12 protein-coding genes and 7 tRNA genes are annotated in these 17191 nt (G+C 55.6%); 14 read left to right on the plus strand and 5 right to left on the minus strand.

Going from position 1 to position 17191, the window contains the following annotated elements; all coding sequences use genetic code 11:
* The first annotated feature begins 235 nt into the window (after positions 1 to 235).
* Complete coding sequence (fur, locus tag AC1M2H_RS19725) at positions 236 to 688, plus strand: ferric iron uptake transcriptional regulator (protein WP_480148707.1); 453 nt, start codon at positions 236 to 238, stop codon at positions 686 to 688.
* 79 nt (positions 689 to 767) lie between these two features.
* Here fur and AC1M2H_RS19730 read toward each other — a convergent pair whose 3' ends face one another.
* The 4 genes from AC1M2H_RS19730 to nagE all read right to left on the minus strand — a co-directional run bounded on the left by AC1M2H_RS19730 (position 768) and on the right by nagE (position 6788).
* Complete coding sequence (locus AC1M2H_RS19730) at positions 768 to 1100, minus strand: ChiQ/YbfN family lipoprotein (RefSeq protein WP_480148708.1); 333 nt, start codon at positions 1098 to 1100, stop codon at positions 768 to 770.
* A gap of 47 nt (positions 1101 to 1147) precedes the next feature.
* On the minus strand, positions 1148 to 2551 hold the full coding sequence (gene chiP, locus AC1M2H_RS19735; protein WP_480148709.1) for a chitoporin ChiP: 1404 nt from the start codon (positions 2549 to 2551) through the stop codon (positions 1148 to 1150).
* Between the two features lie 438 nt (positions 2552 to 2989).
* Positions 2990 to 4657 (minus strand): glutamine--tRNA ligase, encoded by a 1668-nt coding sequence (glnS, locus tag AC1M2H_RS19740; protein ID WP_480148710.1) that lies wholly within the window; start codon positions 4655 to 4657, stop codon positions 2990 to 2992.
* A 178-nt stretch (positions 4658 to 4835) separates the two neighbouring features.
* Positions 4836 to 6788, minus strand: coding sequence for a PTS N-acetyl glucosamine transporter subunit IIABC (gene nagE, locus AC1M2H_RS19745; protein ID WP_480148711.1), 1953 nt, complete (start codon positions 6786 to 6788; stop codon positions 4836 to 4838).
* A 313-nt stretch (positions 6789 to 7101) separates the two neighbouring features.
* Here nagE and nagB point away from each other — a divergent pair, with 313 nt between their 5' ends.
* The 12 genes from nagB (at position 7102) to AC1M2H_RS19805 (ending at position 14104) form a co-directional block, all read left to right on the plus strand.
* Positions 7102 to 7902: a glucosamine-6-phosphate deaminase gene (gene nagB, locus AC1M2H_RS19750; protein ID WP_045854476.1), complete on the plus strand. Its 801-nt coding sequence runs from the start codon at positions 7102 to 7104 to the stop codon at positions 7900 to 7902.
* A gap of 140 nt (positions 7903 to 8042) precedes the next feature.
* Positions 8043 to 9191 carry an N-acetylglucosamine-6-phosphate deacetylase gene (gene nagA / locus AC1M2H_RS19755; protein WP_480148712.1) on the plus strand — a complete coding sequence of 383 codons (1149 nt, stop codon included), beginning with the start codon at positions 8043 to 8045 and terminating at the stop codon, positions 9189 to 9191.
* An 8-nt stretch (positions 9192 to 9199) separates the two neighbouring features.
* Positions 9200 to 10420 carry a DNA-binding transcriptional regulator NagC gene (gene nagC, locus AC1M2H_RS19760; RefSeq protein ID WP_480148713.1) on the plus strand — a complete coding sequence of 407 codons (1221 nt, stop codon included), beginning with the start codon at positions 9200 to 9202 and terminating at the stop codon, positions 10418 to 10420.
* Positions 10421 to 10471: 51 nt separating this feature from the next.
* On the plus strand, positions 10472 to 11224 hold the full coding sequence (locus AC1M2H_RS19765; protein WP_015584887.1) for an HAD-IIA family hydrolase: 753 nt from the start codon (positions 10472 to 10474) through the stop codon (positions 11222 to 11224).
* Positions 11225 to 11504: 280 nt separating this feature from the next.
* Positions 11505 to 13169, plus strand: coding sequence for an asparagine synthase B (asnB, locus tag AC1M2H_RS19770; RefSeq protein WP_426812686.1), 1665 nt, complete (start codon positions 11505 to 11507; stop codon positions 13167 to 13169).
* Positions 13170 to 13396: 227 nt separating this feature from the next.
* A tRNA-Met gene (locus tag AC1M2H_RS19775) sits at positions 13397 to 13473 on the plus strand.
* A 10-nt stretch (positions 13474 to 13483) separates the two neighbouring features.
* A tRNA-Leu gene (locus AC1M2H_RS19780) sits at positions 13484 to 13568 on the plus strand.
* A 22-nt stretch (positions 13569 to 13590) separates the two neighbouring features.
* A tRNA-Gln gene (locus AC1M2H_RS19785) sits at positions 13591 to 13665 on the plus strand.
* Between the two features lie 37 nt (positions 13666 to 13702).
* Positions 13703 to 13777: transfer RNA gene (locus tag AC1M2H_RS19790), tRNA-Gln, on the plus strand.
* A gap of 21 nt (positions 13778 to 13798) precedes the next feature.
* Positions 13799 to 13875: transfer RNA gene (locus tag AC1M2H_RS19795), tRNA-Met, on the plus strand.
* Between the two features lie 44 nt (positions 13876 to 13919).
* Positions 13920 to 13994, plus strand: a tRNA-Gln gene (locus tag AC1M2H_RS19800).
* A gap of 35 nt (positions 13995 to 14029) precedes the next feature.
* Positions 14030 to 14104 (plus strand) — tRNA-Gln (locus tag AC1M2H_RS19805).
* Positions 14105 to 14225: 121 nt separating this feature from the next.
* On the opposite strand, the gene ubiF is transcribed toward AC1M2H_RS19805, so the two are convergent.
* Positions 14226 to 15404, minus strand: coding sequence for a 3-demethoxyubiquinol 3-hydroxylase (gene ubiF, locus AC1M2H_RS19810; RefSeq protein ID WP_480148714.1), 1179 nt, complete (start codon positions 15402 to 15404; stop codon positions 14226 to 14228).
* Between the two features lie 261 nt (positions 15405 to 15665).
* Here ubiF and miaB point away from each other — a divergent pair, with 261 nt between their 5' ends.
* Entirely contained in the window at positions 15666 to 17090 is a 1425-nt protein-coding gene (miaB, locus tag AC1M2H_RS19815; protein ID WP_480148715.1) for a tRNA (N6-isopentenyl adenosine(37)-C2)-methylthiotransferase MiaB, read from the plus strand.
* The last annotated feature ends 101 nt before the right edge of the window (positions 17091 to 17191 follow it).

A 17191-nucleotide genomic window follows, 5' to 3' on the forward strand; every position in this document is an offset into this window, starting at 1 on the left:
TAATAGCTACAAGTTTTTAACTTTTAATCACATATCTGTACAATGTCCTCTGATTTAACGAGGAGACGTGACGCAGTTTGTAGCCTGTGCCTCGTTTTTGACAGCATACAAGGCTCGATGCTTGCGGTTTTCATTTCATCATGGCAGTTCTATAATGAGACGCGTTACATCGGGTGATTCTCTGTATTACTTCCGCTAATGGAAGTAGATCGTTTAGCAACAGGACAGATTCCGCATGACTGACAACAATACCGCATTGAAGAAGGCTGGCCTGAAAGTCACACTTCCACGATTAAAAATTCTGGAAGTGCTGCAGGGGCCGGATAACCATCACGTCAGCGCGGAAGATTTATACAAACGCCTGATCGACATGGGTGAAGAGATCGGTCTGGCTACCGTTTATCGCGTACTGAACCAGTTTGATGATGCCGGCATTGTTACCCGCCATAACTTTGAAGGCGGTAAATCCGTTTTCGAGCTGACGCAGCAGCATCATCACGATCATCTGATTTGCCTCGATTGCGGCAAAGTGATTGAGTTCAGCGATGACTCCATCGAAGCGCGTCAGCGTGAAATTGCCCACCGTCACGGCATCCGCCTGACCAACCACAGCCTGTACCTGTACGGCCACTGTGCGGAAGGCGATTGCCGCGAAGATGAACACGCGCATGATCCGCTGGAAAAATAATTTCCCGCAGCGTAAGCAGCAAAAAGCCAACCCGAAGGTTGGCTTTTTTTATGCCCACAAATAGGAAGTACGGGGGAAATCAGGGCCGGGTATTGTTGCGGCGGATCTCTTTCCAGATCTGGTCGCAGCGGGCCTTCACCGCCTGATCGTTGCCGGTGCGGGTCGCCTGGATACACTGCTGATAATCCAGCACGCGCACGCTTTCCTGCGTGGCGAACTGCTGATGCTGCTTATCCTCTTTAAGAACGTTCAGCACGCTCTGGCAGGCCTGAACTTTATCCGGATTCCCTTCCGCCGTATTGATACAGGCGCTATAGGCATCCTTCAGTTTACTGTCTTCTTTTGGCGCCGGTGACTGCGTACAGGCCACCAGGCCCGATGCCAGCATGGCGATGAGCAATAGCTTTTTCATAATCAACCTCACGGACTGGCGGCAGGCTTACGCCCGCCGCTGCGGCATCAGAAAATAGTGAACGGGGCAATAACCATAAACTTCACGTCGCGCTCATCCTGGAAGATGTTGCCGTAGCCGCCGCTCCAGCTTGGAATATCGGAGTGGTTGTCGTATTGGGTGAAGTGGAGCTTGAACAGCGTGCCCTTCGCCCGGCCGTCCTGTACGGTATACATGGCATCGAGGCTGTAGGCCGACTCTTCCAGACGCTTATCCGCGTTGTAGTAGGCATCTGGCGTCGCCATTTTGCCCGGCTTCGCATCCCATGCGTAAACGTAAGACGCGCCAAACGCCCAGCCCGGCATATTCCAGTTTTTCATGTCATACATGGCGCCGAAGAACACCGCTTTTTCGCCGTTGGCGTTGAAGTCGGAGCGGTTATCCCACCACACGTCCAGGCGGCCGTTAGAGGATGCGTAGGTTGGAGTCATACGCTGCAGGAAGTAGCCCTGCTGGCCCTCGGCCTTAACCCAGGTGCCTTCCAGACGCAGGTCCAGCACGTCGGCAACCTTGTAGCCGAAGGTCAGCGCCTGCAGCCAGGCGGTGCCGTCATAAATATCGTTCACGCCGCCGTTGCTGACCTTATCGCGGGTGCCGTAGAACTGATAGCTGGTGTTTAACGGGGTGCCGGCAACGTCAAATTTATAGCTGGCCTTGGCAAAATATTGGTCGATATAGCCCTGAGCCTGGCCAAACGCGGCCTCCAGCACGAGGTCATTTTTAAAATCATATTTGGCGCCCAGAGAGTGCAGATAATCGACTTTGGTCTTCTTATCGTTCTGGTAGAAATCATCCATCTCGATATGCCACGGCGCTTTATATTCGTTGGTCCACATGTAGGAGAAACTCAGCGCGCCGGCGTCGCCGTAATCAAAGTTGGCTCCGGCTTCGGCACCTTGATAAGTGCCCGGCATAAAGCTCCAGTGCGGGGCCAGCAGCGTTTGCCCGGTTGGCTGAATATAGCCAGCGCGCGCCCACGCCGGGCCAAACTTAAATTTCGCCGCCGCTTTGTAGAGGCTAATTCCGCTCTTATCGCCGGAGTAATCTTCGTCGTAGGCTTTATTTCTTGAGGAGAAGGCAATTTCGTTGGGGTGGCCGCTTTCGCTGCTTTCCGCCATTTCAATGGCGGTAAAGGCCGCCACGTCAATACCAAACATATCGGCAGCGTAGCCGGACTGGAAATCCAGGTTGGAGTTCCAGGTTGAATGCGAAAGGTTGGTTTTGTACTTATCGCCGTCGGTGACGTCTTTACGGTCGCGCTCGCGCTGCCAGTAATAGATACCGCCGGTTAATGTGGAATCATCAATAAAACCTGCTGCGCTGGCCTGCGGAACAACGATCCAGCTCGACATCGCGGTGACGGCGGCAATAGCCAGCGCCAGCGTACTACGTTTGCCACTAAACGTACGCATGTGCATATCCTCTTTGACGTTTTAAAACGCGGAGCCAAAGGCAAGCCGCGAAAAATAAATAAGACTGCTAAAAAGCGGGGCGGTAAAAGTTCGCATATCCGCTATGGATAGACTATTTTTCGTGACGCGAATTATCAATCTCTTTCGCCGACCAAAGCTTAAGATTATGACAAAGCGCACATAATCTATGTCTGTTTGTTACAGCCTTATATTTCGTACATTTAGCGCGGAAGTATTTGCAAAATCAGGATAAAAGTTGAGATGAAAGCGCTTACAAAGGATTTTTACACAATAATAACGAACGGACCCGACGGGATATATTACCGGCTGTAAACAAGATTAATTCGCATCGCGAAAATAACTACGCCAGCCAATAGCTGCGGGCATAAAAAAACGCCGCGGATGCGGCGTTTTTGATGGCAATGCGGCGACGCGGGTTTATGCGCCGACCTTCGCCCAGGTATCGCGCAGACCAACGGTGCGGTTGAACACCAGATGGTCAGCGCTTGCATAGCGGCTGTCGAGGCAGAAGTAGCCCTCACGCTCAAACTGCAGGGCCTTACCGGCCTGCGCCTGCGCCAGGCTCGGCTCGGCAAAGCCGTGCTTGATAACCAGCGATTCAGGGTTCATGACGGCAAGGAAATCCTCTTCGGCGCCCGGATTCGGCACGCTGAACAGGCGGTCATACAGGCGAATTTCTACCGGCAGCGCGTGCGCCGCGCTCACCCAGTGGATAACGCCCTTCACCTTGCGGCCGTCCGCCGGATCTTTGCTCAGCGTATCGGCATCATAGGTACAGAAGATCGTGGTGAAATTGCCCTCTGCGTCCTTCTCTACGCGCTCGGCTTTGATCACGTAAGCATTACGCAGGCGAACCTCTTTGCCCAGCACCAGACGCTTGTACTGCTTGTTGGCTTCTTCACGGAAGTCCGCGCGATCGATCCAGATTTCACCGCTGAACGGCACGTCACGGCTGCCCATCTCCGGCTTGCTCGGATGATTCGGCATGGTCACATTTTCACTGCCGCCCTGCGGATAGTTTTCGATAACCAGTTTTACCGGATCGATAACGGCCATCGCACGCGGGGCATTTTCGTTCAGGTCTTCGCGAATGCAGGACTCCAGCGACGCCATTTCAATAGTGTTGTCCTGTTTGGTTACGCCGATGCGCTTACAGAACTCGCGAATCGATTCGGCGGTATAGCCGCGGCGACGCAGGCCGGAAATGGTCGGCATACGCGGATCGTCCCAGCCTTCCACGTGCTTCTCGGTCACCAGCTGGTTCAGCTTGCGCTTGGACATCACGGTGTATTCGAGATTCAGACGCGAGAATTCGTACTGACGCGGATGAGTCGGGATGCTGATGTTATCCAGCACCCAATCGTACAGGCGACGGTTGTCCTGGAACTCCAGTGTGCACAGAGAGTGCGTGATACCTTCCAGCGCATCGCTGATGCAGTGGGTAAAGTCGTACATCGGGTAGATGCACCACTTGCTGCCGGTCTGATGGTGATCGGCGAATTTAATGCGGTACAGCACCGGGTCGCGCATAACGATAAACGGCGAAGCCATATCGATTTTCGCACGCAGGCAGGCTTTACCTTCCGCAAAACCGCCGGCGCGCATTTTTTCAAACAGCGCCAGGTTCTCTTCTACGCTACGATCGCGGTACGGGCTGTTTTTGCCCGGCGCCTTCAACGAACCGCGGTATTCGCGAATCTCTTCCGCCGACAGCTCGTCAACGTATGCCAGACCTTTATTAATCAGTTCAACGGCGTAGCTGTGCAGCTGATCGAAATAATCAGACGAGTAGCAAACTTTCCCGGACCAGTGGAAACCTAACCACTGCACGTCGTTTTTAATCGACTCAACGTATTCGATATCTTCTTTCACCGGGTTGGTGTCATCGAAGCGCAGGTTGCATTGGCCTTGATAATCCTGAGCAATGCCGAAGTTCAGGCAAATTGATTTGGCGTGGCCAATGTGCAGATAACCGTTCGGCTCCGGCGGGAAGCGCGTATGAACGGTGGTGTGCTTACCAGTAGCCAGATCTTCATCGATGATCTGACGAATAAAGTTAGTTGGGCGGGCTTCTGCCTCACTCATCATGGGTTCCTCAAAGCGTAAACAACGTATAACGGGACATGATCTTACAAGCAGGACGTAGAGACAACTATTAGTTACTGAAAATACGTATCTGAAGGAGATTATGGGGTCATTTGCGGCAAAAAAAAGCGGCGGAGGTTTCCCCCCGCCGCACAGGCATAAACTCTACTCAGGAGCCTTACTTGCCTTTAATCTCATACAGCGGCGTCTGGCCGGCGACAACTTTACCGGTCGCCTGAATCACCAGCGCGCTGTAATCATCGCTGTTGCTGCAGACTACCGGGCTGATCATCGACCGGGCGTTCGCGTTAAGGAAGTCCAGATCCATTTCCAGAACCGGCTGGCCGGCCTGCACTTCCGCGCCCTCTTCAACCAGGCGTTTGAAGCCCTGGCCGTCCAGCGCGACGGTATCGATGCCCATATGGACGACGATTTCCGCGCCGTTTTCCGTTTCCAGACAGAACGCGTGGTTGGTATTGAAGATCTTAACGATGGTACCCGCCGCCGGTGAGACCACGATCTTATCGGTCGGTTTCACCGCCACGCCGTCGCCGACGGCCTTGCTGGCGAACGCTTCGTCCGGGACCTGCTCCAGCGCCACGATATCACCGGTAATCGGTGAAACCAGCGCGGCGATAGTTTTCGCGTTAGCCACGGCCTGCGGTTTTACCGCCGCGGCGGCGGCAGGCGCGCTATTGGCTGCGGCGACGGTCGCGGCTACCGGACCACGCGCAACCACTTTTTTCATCTCATCACCGACGGATTCTGCTTTCGCACCGACGATTACCTGGATGGTTTGCTTGTTCAGTTTAACCACGCCGGAAGCGCCGAGGCGTTTGCAGGCCGCATCGTTAACGCGGGCGGAATCTACAACGGTCAAACGCAGACGGGTAATACAGGCATCAATCGCCTTCAGGTTGTCAGTCCCGCCGACGGCCGCAATGTACTGCGTAGCCAGCTGAGTCAAACCTTCTTCGGTGTTGCTGTTGGCTTCTGAAGTCACCACGTCGTCAGTTTTATCTTCACGGCCCGGCGTTTTCAGATTGAACATGCGGATAACCGCAGTGAACAGCAGGAAGTAGATGAAGAAGAACACCACGCCCATGACAATCAGCATCCAGACGTTTTTGCTGGCTGCCGGCAGGCTGTACATCAGAACGTAGTCAATGGCCCCTGCGGAGAAGGAGAAGCCCGCATGAATACCCAGCGACGTTGCCACAAACAGGCTGATGCCGGTCAGGACCGCGTGCAGGAGGTACAGCAGCGGAGCCAGGAACATGAACAGGAATTCCAGCGGCTCGGTCACACCGGTGAGGAACGCGGTGATAGCGACCGACAGCAGCATACCGCCAACCATCGGACGACGCTCTTTCGGCGCAGCGAAGTACATCGCCAGCGCCGCGCCCGGCAGACCGAACATCATGATCGGGAAGAAGCCGGACATGAACATCCCCGCAGTGCCGTCACCGGCGTAGAAGCGGTTGATATCGCCGTGGAACACCGCGCCTGCGGCGTTGGTGTATTCGCCAATCTGGAACCAGGCAATGGTATTCAGCACCTGATGCAGGCCGGTTGGGATCAGCAGACGGTTGATGAAACCGAAGATACCGGAACCCACCGCGCCCTCGGCCACGATCCACTCACCGCCGGCGTGAATAGCGTGCTGCACCGGAGGCCAGACGTAGCCGAAGATGGCCGCCAGCACCAGACAGAAGAAGCCGGTAGCGATCGGAACAAAACGCTTCCCACCGAAGAAGCTCAGGAAGTCAGGCAGCTTGATGCCGGCCCAGCGGTTATAAACGGCACCGCCGACCAGACCGGTAATGATACCCGCCAGCACGCCCATGTTGATCTCTGGGTTGATGGTGACCATTGCTTTGGTTAATACGAAATAACCTACCGCACCGGCCAGCGCCGCGGCGCCGGCGCTGTCTTTAGACCAACTGGACGCCACGCCGATCGCAAAAATCAGCGCCAGGTTATCAAAGATCGCCCCGCCTGCCTGCGCGATGAACGCCACGTTAAGCAGATCGGGTTGACCGAATCGCAGCAGCAGCGCCGCGACGGGCAGCACTGCGATAGGGAGCTGTAACGCCCTACCGAGACGCTGAAAGAAACCTAAAATATTCATCTTATTCCCCCTATGAGACCCCGATGAGGCTCACTCAAAGCCATTTTTTTATTGTGTAAAAAGGTCAGTTTTTTAACTTACCCGCAAAGTGTGTGAAAATTTAATTCGTATCGCAAATTAAACGCGTATTTTTTGTGACTATAATCACCAAATATCGTATTAACCCCTCCCCCGGACTGGCTAACAACGAAAACTTATTTTATCATTCAAAAAATCAACACGGATTGACCCCGGTCTGCGTAGTTACTGCAATACTCTTCATAGAGTACTGGCGCCAATCCGCCAGGTTCTAATTTAACTATAGAGGTGAAGAATGAGACTGATTCCCCTGGTAACAGCTGAACAAGTAGGTAAATGGGCTGCTCGCCACATCGTTAACCGCATCAATGCGTTCAAACCGACTGCGGACCGTCCGTTTGTACTGGGTCTGCCTACCGGTGGTACACCTCTGACCGCCTACAAAGCTCTGGTTGAGATGCACAAAGCGGGCCAGGTTAGCTTCGAACACGTCGTCACCTTCAACATGGATGAGTACGTTGGCCTGCCGAAAGAGCACCCGGAAAGCTATCATAGCTTTATGCACCGCAACTTCTTTGATCACGTTGATATTCAGGCAGAAAACATTAACCTGCTCAACGGCAATGCGCCAGACATCGATGCAGAATGCCGCCGCTATGAAGAAAAAATCCGCTCCTACGGCAAAATTAACCTGTTTATGGGCGGCGTGGGTAACGATGGCCACATCGCGTTCAACGAGCCGGCTTCTTCCCTGGCTTCCCGTACCCGTATTAAAACCCTGACCCATGACACCCGCGTGGCAAACTCCCGCTTCTTCGACGGCGACGTTGACCTTGTGCCGAAATACGCGCTGACCGTGGGCGTGGGCACCCTGCTGGATGCCGAAGAGGTGATGATTCTGGTGCTGGGCCATCAGAAAGCGCTGGCGCTGCAGGCGGCGGTAGAAGGCAACGTCAACCACATGTGGACCATTACCTGTCTGCAGTTGCACCCGAAAGCAGTGATCGTTTGCGACGAACCGTCCACCATGGAACTAAAAGTGAAGACGCTGAAATACTTCAACGAATTAGAAGCCGAAAACGTCAAAGGGTTGTAATCTGGTCCCGTCCTGCGGCTACCCCCGCGGGACATTTCTTTTTTTCTGATGCACAAAATCCTTCAGGCGGCAGTAAACGGTCAATTAACGGCCTGCTAAAGAGGCCGGCTTGAAGGATGGCGTGCGTAACCGGGGGTCGTATGTATGCATTAACCCAAGGCCGGATCTATACCGGTCATGAAATTCTGGATGACCATGCGATAGTTATCGCTGATGGCCTTATCGAACGGATCTGTCCACTGGCTGATTTGCCGTCCGGGATTGAGCAACGCTCGGTCAATGGCGCTATTCTCGCCCCCGGTTTTATCGACGTCCAGCTGAACGGCTGCGGCGGCGTGCAGTTTAACGACAGCCCGGATGCGGTAACCGTCGAAACGCTGGAAATCATGCAGAAGACCAACGAGCGCTCCGGCTGCACCAGCTATCTGCCAACGCTAATTACCTCCAGCGACGATTTGATGAAACAGGGCGTGCGCGTCATGCGCGAGTACCTGCAAAAATATCCTAACCAGGCGCTGGGCCTTCATCTTGAAGGTCCGTGGCTGAACATCGTTAAAAAAGGGACCCACAACCCGGACTACGTGCGTAAACCGGACGCCGCGCTGGTGGCGTTCCTGTGCGAAAACGCCGATGTCATCACCAAGGTGACCCTTGCTCCGGAGCGCGTCGGGCCAGAAGTGATTCGCCAGTTGGTTAACGCCGGGATTATCGTCTCCGCCGGGCACTCCAACGCCACCCTTAAAGAAGCCAAAATCGGTTTCCGCGCGGGCATCACTTTCGCCACTCATCTCTATAACGCCATGCCGTATATTACCGGACGCGAGCCGGGCCTGGCGGGCGCTATTTTTGACGAGCCGGACGTTTACTGCGGTATTATCGTCGACGGTATGCACGTTGATTATGCTAACGTACGCAATGCGAAGCGCCTGAAGGGCGACAAGCTGTGCCTCGTAACCGATGCCACCGCGCCGGCGGGCGCCAATATTGAACAGTTCATTTTTGCTGGTAAAACAATATACTACCGTAACGGGCTGTGCGTAGATGAAAACGGAACCCTCAGCGGTTCTTCGCTGACCATGATTGAAGGCGTGCGTAATCTCGTTGAACATTGCGGTATCGCGCTGGAAGAAGCGTTGCGGATGGCAACCCTCTACCCTGCGCGTGCTATTGGCGTGGAAAAGCAGCTCGGCGGCATTGCGCCGGGAATGGTCGCTAACCTGACCGCCTTTACCCGCGATTATAAAATCATCAAGACCATCGTTAATGGTAACGAGGTCGTCACTGAGTAAGTAAAAGTATGACAGCAGGCGGACATGCTCAAATTGGTAACGTTGATCTCGTAAAACAGCTGAATAGCGCGGCCGTATACCGCCTGATTGACCAGCATGGCCCCATCTCGCGCATTCAGATCGCGGAACAAAGCCAGCTTGCCCCTGCCAGCGTGACGAAAATCACGCGCCAACTGATTGAACGCGGGCTGATCAAAGAAGTCGATCAGCAGGCCTCCACCGGAGGCCGCCGCGCCATCTCCATTATAGCCGAGACCCGCAGCTTCCAGGCCATTGGCATACGCCTCGGCCGCTACGACGCCACCCTGACCCTGTACGATTTAAGCAGCAAGACGCTGGAAGAGGAGCACTTCCCGCTGCCGGAACGCACCCAGGAAACCCTCGAGCACGCGCTGCTGAACATCATCGCCGCCTTTACCGAGCGCTGTCAGCGTAAGATCCGCGAGCTCATCGCTATCTCGGTGATTTTACCCGGTCTTGTCGACCCGGAAAGCGGCGTCATCCGCTACATGCCGCACATTCAGGTTGAGAACTGGGGCCTGGTAGAAGCGCTGGAAAAACGCTTTAACGTCACCTGTTTTGTCGGCCATGATATCCGCAGCCTGGCGCTGGCGGAGCACTACTTTGGGGCAAGTCAGGACTGCGAGGACTCTATTCTGGTGCGCGTCCACCGCGGCACCGGGGCGGGAATCATCTCCAACGGGCGCATTTTTATCGGCCGCAACGGTAACGTGGGTGAGATCGGCCACATCCAGGTCGACCCGCTCGGCGAGCGCTGCCACTGCGGCAACTTCGGCTGCCTGGAGACGGTTGCCGCCAATGCGGCCATCGAACAGCGGGTACGTCACCTGCTGGAACAGGGCTATCAGAGTCGCCTTAGCGTGGATGAGTGTAATATTAAAGCCATCTGCAAAGCCGCTAATAAGGGAGATACGCTGGCCTGCGAGGTTATCGAACACGTCGGTCGCCACCTGGGAAAAACCATTGCCATCGCCATTAACCTGTTCAACCCGCAGAAAGTGGTAATCGCCGGTGAAATCATCGAAGCAGAAAAGGTTTTGCTGCCGGCCATCGAAGGCTGCATTAACGCCCAGGCGCTAAAGGCGTTTCGTAAAAATCTGCCGGTGGTGCGCTCCACGCTCGATCATCGTTCGGCGATCGGCGCCTTTGCGCTGGTGAAGCGCGCGATGCTCAACGGAAGCCTGCTCCAGCGTTTACTGGAAAGTTAGCCTATTCTGGTTCACGAATTTCTGCTTTTATTCAACGATGTCGGACTGTCCATGACCATTCAAAACGTAATTTGTGATATTGACGGCGTGCTGATGCACGACAATGTGGCCGTACCGGGCGCTGCTGAATTTATCAAACGCATTCTCGAAAAAGATATGCCGCTGGTGATGTTGACCAACTATCCGTCCCAGACCGGCCAGGATCTGGCCAACCGCTTCGCTACCGCGGGCATTGACGTCCCGGATAGCGCCTTTTACACCTCAGCCATGGCGACCGCCGATTTTCTGCGCCGTCAGGAGGGTAAAAAAGCCTACGTCGTGGGCGAAGGCGCGCTAATCCATGAGCTTTATAAGGCGGGCTTCACCATCACCGACGTCAACCCGGATTTTGTCATCGTCGGCGAGACCCGCTCCTTTAACTGGGAGATGATGCACAAGGCGGCCTTCTTTGTGGCAAACGGCGCGCGCTTTATCGCCACCAATCCGGACACCCACGGCCGCGGCTTCTACCCCGCCTGCGGCGCGCTGTGCGCGGGGATCGAGAAGATCTCCGGCCGCAAGCCGTTTTACGTCGGCAAGCCGAGCCCGTGGATTATCCGCTCCGCGCTGAACAAGATGCAGGCGCACTCCGAGCAAACCGTGATTGTCGGCGATAACCTGCGTACCGATATTCTGGCGGGCTTCCAGGCCGGTCTGGAAACGATCCTTGTACTTTCCGGCGTCTCGACGCTCGACGATATCGACAGCCTGCCGTTCCGCCCGTCGTGGATCTATCCGTCGGTGGCCGAAATTGATATTTTCTAAGCCAAACCACGTCCCAGGACGTGGTTTTTCATTTATCGCCCGCAATCAGAAAGCCACATCTAATAAAACCGGCTATTTTTTGAAGTTTCATCAATAAAGACGCTCAAAACATACTCATTTTTTAATATTCAACAATCACCATTGCGTTTTTTCCTGTTGCCCCCGTAAATCCCTTGCACCGCCCTCTCCTTTGCGGCATTTTCTTAAACACGCACTAAGAGACCTCGTAACAAGACGACGTCTGCACAACATCAAATACGACAGGGTAACGGAGAAGGCTATGTGTTCAATTTTCGGCGTACTGGATATTAAAACTGACGCGGTCGAGCTGCGTAAAAAGGCACTGGAGCTTTCCCGCCTGATGCGCCACCGCGGGCCGGACTGGTCCGGCGTCTACGCCAGCGATAAAGCCATTCTGGTACATGAACGTCTCTCTATCGTTGACGTTAACGCCGGCGCTCAGCCGCTGTATAACCAACAAAAAACTCACGCCCTGGCGGTGAACGGCGAAATTTATAACCACCAGGCGCTGCGCGCAGAGTACGGCGACCGCTATACCTTCCAGACCGGTTCGGACTGCGAAGTCATCCTCGCGCTGTATCAGGAAAAAGGCCCGGCCTTCCTTGACGATCTGCAGGGAATGTTTGCCTTCGCGCTGTACGACAGCGAGAAGGATGCTTATCTGATCGGCCGCGACCATATCGGTATTATTCCGCTGTATATGGGTCACGACGAACACGGTAACTTCTACGTCGCATCAGAAATGAAGGCGCTGGTGCCGGTGTGCCGCACCATTAAAGAGTTCCCGGCCGGCAGCTACCTGTGGAGCAAAGATGGCGAAATCCGCGAATACTACCAGCGCGACTGGTTTGATTACGACGCGGTAAAAGACAACGTTACCGATAAAAACGAGCTGCGTCAGGCGCTGGAAGAGTCGGTGAAAAGCCACCTGATGTCCGACGTTCCTTACGGCGTGCTGCTTTCCGGCGGCCTGGACTCTTCGGTTATTTCCGCGATCACCAAAAAGTTCGCCGCCCGCCGCGTTGAGGATCAGGAGCGTAGCGAAGCCTGGTGGCCGCAGCTGCACTCATTTGCCGTCGGCCTTGAGGGATCGCCAGACCTGAAAGCCGCGCAGGAAGTGGCCAACCATCTGGGCACCGTCCACCACGAGATCCACTTCACCGTGCAGGAGGGCCTCGACGCCATTCGCGACGTGATCTATCACATCGAAACTTACGACGTGACCACCATCCGTGCGTCAACTCCGATGTACCTGATGTCGCGTAAAATCAAAGCGATGGGCATCAAGATGGTGCTGTCAGGCGAAGGTTCTGATGAGGTTTTTGGCGGCTATCTCTATTTCCACAAAGCGCCGAACGCCAAAGAGCTGCATGAAGAAACCGTGCGCAAGCTGCAGGCGCTGCATATGTTTGACTGCGCCCGCGCCAACAAAGCGATGTCGGCGTGGGGCGTGGAAGCCCGCGTGCCGTTCCTCGACAAACAGTTCCTCGACGTCGCCATGCGCATCAACCCGCAGGATAAAATGTGCGGCAACGGTAAAATGGAAAAGCATATCCTGCGCGAATGCTTTGAATCCTACCTGCCGGCGAGCGTGGCGTGGCGTCAGAAGGAGCAGTTCTCAGACGGCGTCGGCTACAGCTGGATCGATACGCTGAAAGAGGTCGCGGCCGGGCAGATTTCCGACCAGCAGCTGGAAACCGCCGCCTTCCGCTTCCCGTACAACACACCGTCGTCGAAAGAGGCGTATTTGTACCGTGAAATCTTCGAAGAGCTGTTCCCGCTGCCGAGCGCCGCGGAGTGCGTCCCCGGCGGTCCGTCGGTTGCCTGCTCATCGGCTAAAGCGATCGAATGGGATGAAGCCTTCAAAACCATGAACGATCCGTCAGGACGCGCGGTAGGCGTGCACCAGTCGGCCTATAAATAATCGCGCCAGACGACAAACGGACCCCGCGGGGTCCGTTTTTTTATGCCTTTATTTACGGCTTAAAAGCGATAAATAACCAATAATTGCTGATTATTACATCATGCTGGTTGCAACCTAACCAAACAGTCACATTCCGGCGATTTTCCTTGAAAAAGAGGTTGACGCTCGCAGGCCCAATACGCATAATGCGCCCCGCAACGCCGATAAGGTAACGCGAAAAAAAAGATGGCTACGTAGCTCAGCTGGTTAGAGCACATCACTCATAATGATGGGGTCACAGGTTCGAATCCCGTCGTAGCCACCATCTTTTTTTTGCGGGAGTGGCGAAATTGGTAGACGCACCAGATTTAGGTTCTGGCGCCGCAAGGTGTGCGAGTTCAAGTCTCGCCTCCCGCACCATTCACCGAACGCGTTGCACGGATGGGGTATCGCCAAGCGGTAAGGCACCGGTTTTTGATACCGGCATTCCCTGGTTCGAATCCAGGTACCCCAGCCATATTTCTTCGAGGTTAGCGGTTTGCCGCGACGGTTCTTGGGGTATCGCCAAGCGGTAAGGCACCGGTTTTTGATACCGGCATTCCCTGGTTCGAATCCAGGTACCCCAGCCATCGAAGAATGTGATAAGATTTGGCTACGTAGCTCAGCTGGTTAGAGCACATCACTCATAATGATGGGGTCACAGGTTCGAATCCCGTCGTAGCCACCAGATAGGGACTTATTGATTTAGTTCGATAAATCCGAAAAAATTGTTGGGGTATCGCCAAGCGGTAAGGCTCTGGTTTCTGATACCAGCATTCCGAGGTTCGAATCCTCGTACCCCAGCCAATTTAAAAAAGTCGCTCACTTGTGGGCGCACCCGTTGGGGTATCGCCAAGCGGTAAGGCTCTGGTTTCTGATACCAGCATTCCGAGGTTCGAATCCTCGTACCCCAGCCACTTAGTAACAAAAAAGCTCGCTTCGGCGAGCTTTTTTGTTTTTGTCGTCCGCCGCTTTCAGCCTGCCATAATTTCAACGCGGTCCCCGGCCTCGCATCGCGCAGGCCGGGGAGCCTCTTCGCTATAGCCCCAGCGCGTACTTCAGCGCCTGACGCTTTAAAATACCCGCGCGCGCCGCCGCCATCAGGCCGATATTGCGCAGCGCGCGCACCGGCGCCAGATCGTTGCTGAAGCCAACGTAAAACAGATCCATCCCCGACTGCATCAGCAAATTATCGGTTCTGCGCCGCGTCTGATAGCGTTTGAGCACCGGCAGACCGTCCCACTCCTCCTCGCCGCGCTCCCGCGCGCGCGTTAAGACATCCAGCAGCGCGTCGACGTCGCGGTAGCCGAGATTAACCCCCTGCCCCGCCAGCGGATGAATGGTGTGCGCGGCGTCGCCCACCAGCGCCAGCCCCGGCTGCACGTACTGCAGCGCGTGGCGGCGGGTCAGCGGAAACGCGCCGGCGCTGAGGGGAGTGACCTCGCCGCAGCGCGACGGGAAATTGCGCGCGATCTCCTGCTGGAGCTGCGCCATGCTCATCCCCTGCAGCTGACGAATGCGCGCGGGAGCGTCATACCAGACCAGCGAGGCCCAGCGATCGAACAGCGGCAGGAACGCGCGCGGTCCGGTGGGCGTAAACTGCTGCCAGGTGCTGTCGCCGGGATCGTCGGCGCACCGGACGCTAATCAGCATGCAGGACTGCTGGTACTGCCACGCCTGTACGCCAATTCCGGCCAGCCGACGCACCTCGGAGTTTGCGCCGTCGGCGCCAATAACCAGCCGGGCTACGCACTCGATGCCGTCGCTCAGGCGCAATAGCGTATGTGCGGATTCGCGCTGCAGCGCCTGTAGCGAAACGCCCACCCGCAGCGTGACCCGCTCATGCGCCTCCAGGGCCTGCCACAGGGCCAGCTGCAATACGTTATTCTCAACCATATAACCCAGCTCGGACAGCGCCAGCTCCGCGGCGTCGAAGGAGACGTGAGCCGCTTCCCACTCCCAGGTCTCGAGACGACGATAGGGATGCACGCGCATCGCGCGTATCGCCTCCCAGACGCCGAGGCTTTTCAACAGCCCGACGGAAGAAGCGCCGATCGCCGAAATGCGCACGTCCGGCGGCTGCGTCGGGTCAAAAGCCGCCGGCGCGGCCTTCTCGATCACCGTCACCGTAAAACCGTGCTGTGCCAGCCCCAGCGCCAGGGCGCCGCCGACCATTCCGCCGCCAATAATGGCGACATCCGCTGCGTGAATTGTCATGGCAATTATCCTTAAAACCTCAATCTGTTCAGTTTACCGGATTTTCAGCCGCCCTGCGGTGATTACGCTCGCACTGGTCAGGGCACGACCAAAGCATTACAATATGCCCCCTGCAATCCTGGCTATACTCGTCGTTTTTCAAATTGCAGTTGCCCCGGCCCCCTGATGGCCTGTGATTCCGCGGCCGCCGCCTGCAATTCGAAATAAAAGAGCGTCCGTACCCGTCATTTTGGATATCTATAATTGAGCATGAGCATGTCGATGACAAAAAAACTCCATATTAAAACCTGGGGCTGTCAGATGAACGAATACGATTCATCAAAGATGGCCGATCTGCTGGATGCCACGCACGGGTATCAGCTCACTGAAGTCGCTGAAGAAGCGGATGTCCTGCTGCTCAATACCTGTTCAATCCGTGAGAAGGCGCAGGAAAAAGTCTTCCACCAGTTGGGCCGCTGGAAGCTACTGAAAGAAAAAAATCCCAACCTGATTATCGGCGTCGGCGGCTGCGTCGCCTCGCAGGAAGGCAAGCTTATCCGTCAGCGCGCCCACTATGTTGATATTATTTTTGGCCCGCAAACGCTCCACCGCCTGCCGGAAATGATTAACTCGGTGCGCGGCAACCGCCGCCCGGTGGTCGACGTGAGCTTCCCGGAAATCGAAAAGTTCGACCGTCTGCCGGAACCTCGCGCCGACGGCCCAACCGCGTTCGTCTCTATTATGGAAGGCTGTAACAAGTACTGTACCTACTGCGTGGTGCCCTATACCCGCGGCGAAGAGGTCAGCCGTCCTTCTGACGATATCCTGTTCGAGATTGCCCAGCTGGCGGCGCAGGGCGTCCGCGAGGTCAACCTGCTCGGACAGAACGTTAACGCCTGGCGCGGTGAAAACTACGACGGCACCACCGGCAGCTTTGCCGATCTGCTGCGTCTGGTCGCGGCGATCGACGGGATCGATCGCATTCGCTTCACCACCAGCCACCCGATTGAATTTACCGATGACATTATTGACGTCTATCGCGACACCCCGGAGCTGGTAAGCTTCCTGCATCTGCCGGTACAGAGCGGTTCTGACCGCGTGCTGAACCTGATGGGGCGCACCCACACGGCGCTGGAGTATAAAGGCATCGTGCGCAAGCTGTATGAGGCGCGGCCGAATATCCAGATCAGCTCCGACTTTATCGTCGGCTTCCCCGGCGAAACCAACGAAGATTTCGAAAAGACCATGAAGCTGATTGCCGATGTGAATCTCGACATCAGCTACAGCTTTATCTTCTCGGCGCGTCCGGGCACGCCGGCGGCGGATATGGTCGACGACGTCCCGGAAAAAGATAAGAAGCAGCGCCTCTATATTCTGCAGGAGCGCATCAACCAGCAGGCGATGGCCTGGAGCCGTCGGATGCTCGGCACCACCCAGCGTATTCTGGTCGAAGGAACCTCCCGTAAGAGCATCATGGAGCTCACCGGACGCACCGAAAATAACCGGGTCGTCAACTTCGAAGGGACGCCGGATATGGTCGGCAAGTTTGTCGATGTCGAGATCGTCGACGTCTACACCAACTCGCTGCGCGGAAAAATCGTGCGTACCGAAGAGGAGATGGGGCTGCGCATTGTGGAATCACCGCAATCCGTCATCGCGCGGACCCGCAAAGAAAACGATTCGGGCGTCACGTTGTATCAGCCATAATCCATTCAGGCCTGCCGGCTCCGGCAGGCCTTGTATTTCCTCTCCCGGACCCAATATTCATAGCAATGCTTGCGCCATATTCCCGTGACGTGAATAATTTC

It is taken from the genome of Klebsiella sp. F11 (genome assembly GCF_056712265.1).

What these genes read in the sequence shown, in the direction of transcription:
- fur (WP_480148707.1), top strand. Translation starts at nt 236, where the DNA reads ATGACTGACAACAATACCGCATTGAAGAAGGCTGGCCTGAAAGTCACA.
- AC1M2H_RS19730 (WP_480148708.1), bottom strand. Translation starts at nt 1,100, where the DNA reads ATGAAAAAGCTATTGCTCATCGCCATGCTGGCATCGGGCCTGGTGGCC.
- chiP (WP_480148709.1), bottom strand. Translation starts at nt 2,551, where the DNA reads ATGCGTACGTTTAGTGGCAAACGTAGTACGCTGGCGCTGGCTATTGCC.
- glnS (WP_480148710.1), bottom strand. Translation starts at nt 4,657, where the DNA reads ATGAGTGAGGCAGAAGCCCGCCCAACTAACTTTATTCGTCAGATCATC.
- nagE (WP_480148711.1), bottom strand. Translation starts at nt 6,788, where the DNA reads ATGAATATTTTAGGTTTCTTTCAGCGTCTCGGTAGGGCGTTACAGCTC.
- nagB (WP_045854476.1), top strand. Translation starts at nt 7,102, where the DNA reads ATGAGACTGATTCCCCTGGTAACAGCTGAACAAGTAGGTAAATGGGCT.
- nagA (WP_480148712.1), top strand. Translation starts at nt 8,043, where the DNA reads ATGTATGCATTAACCCAAGGCCGGATCTATACCGGTCATGAAATTCTG.
- nagC (WP_480148713.1), top strand. Translation starts at nt 9,200, where the DNA reads ATGACAGCAGGCGGACATGCTCAAATTGGTAACGTTGATCTCGTAAAA.
- AC1M2H_RS19765 (WP_015584887.1), top strand. Translation starts at nt 10,472, where the DNA reads ATGACCATTCAAAACGTAATTTGTGATATTGACGGCGTGCTGATGCAC.
- asnB (WP_426812686.1), top strand. Translation starts at nt 11,505, where the DNA reads ATGTGTTCAATTTTCGGCGTACTGGATATTAAAACTGACGCGGTCGAG.
- ubiF (WP_480148714.1), bottom strand. Translation starts at nt 15,404, where the DNA reads ATGACAATTCACGCAGCGGATGTCGCCATTATTGGCGGCGGAATGGTC.
- miaB (WP_480148715.1), top strand. Translation starts at nt 15,666, where the DNA reads ATGACAAAAAAACTCCATATTAAAACCTGGGGCTGTCAGATGAACGAA.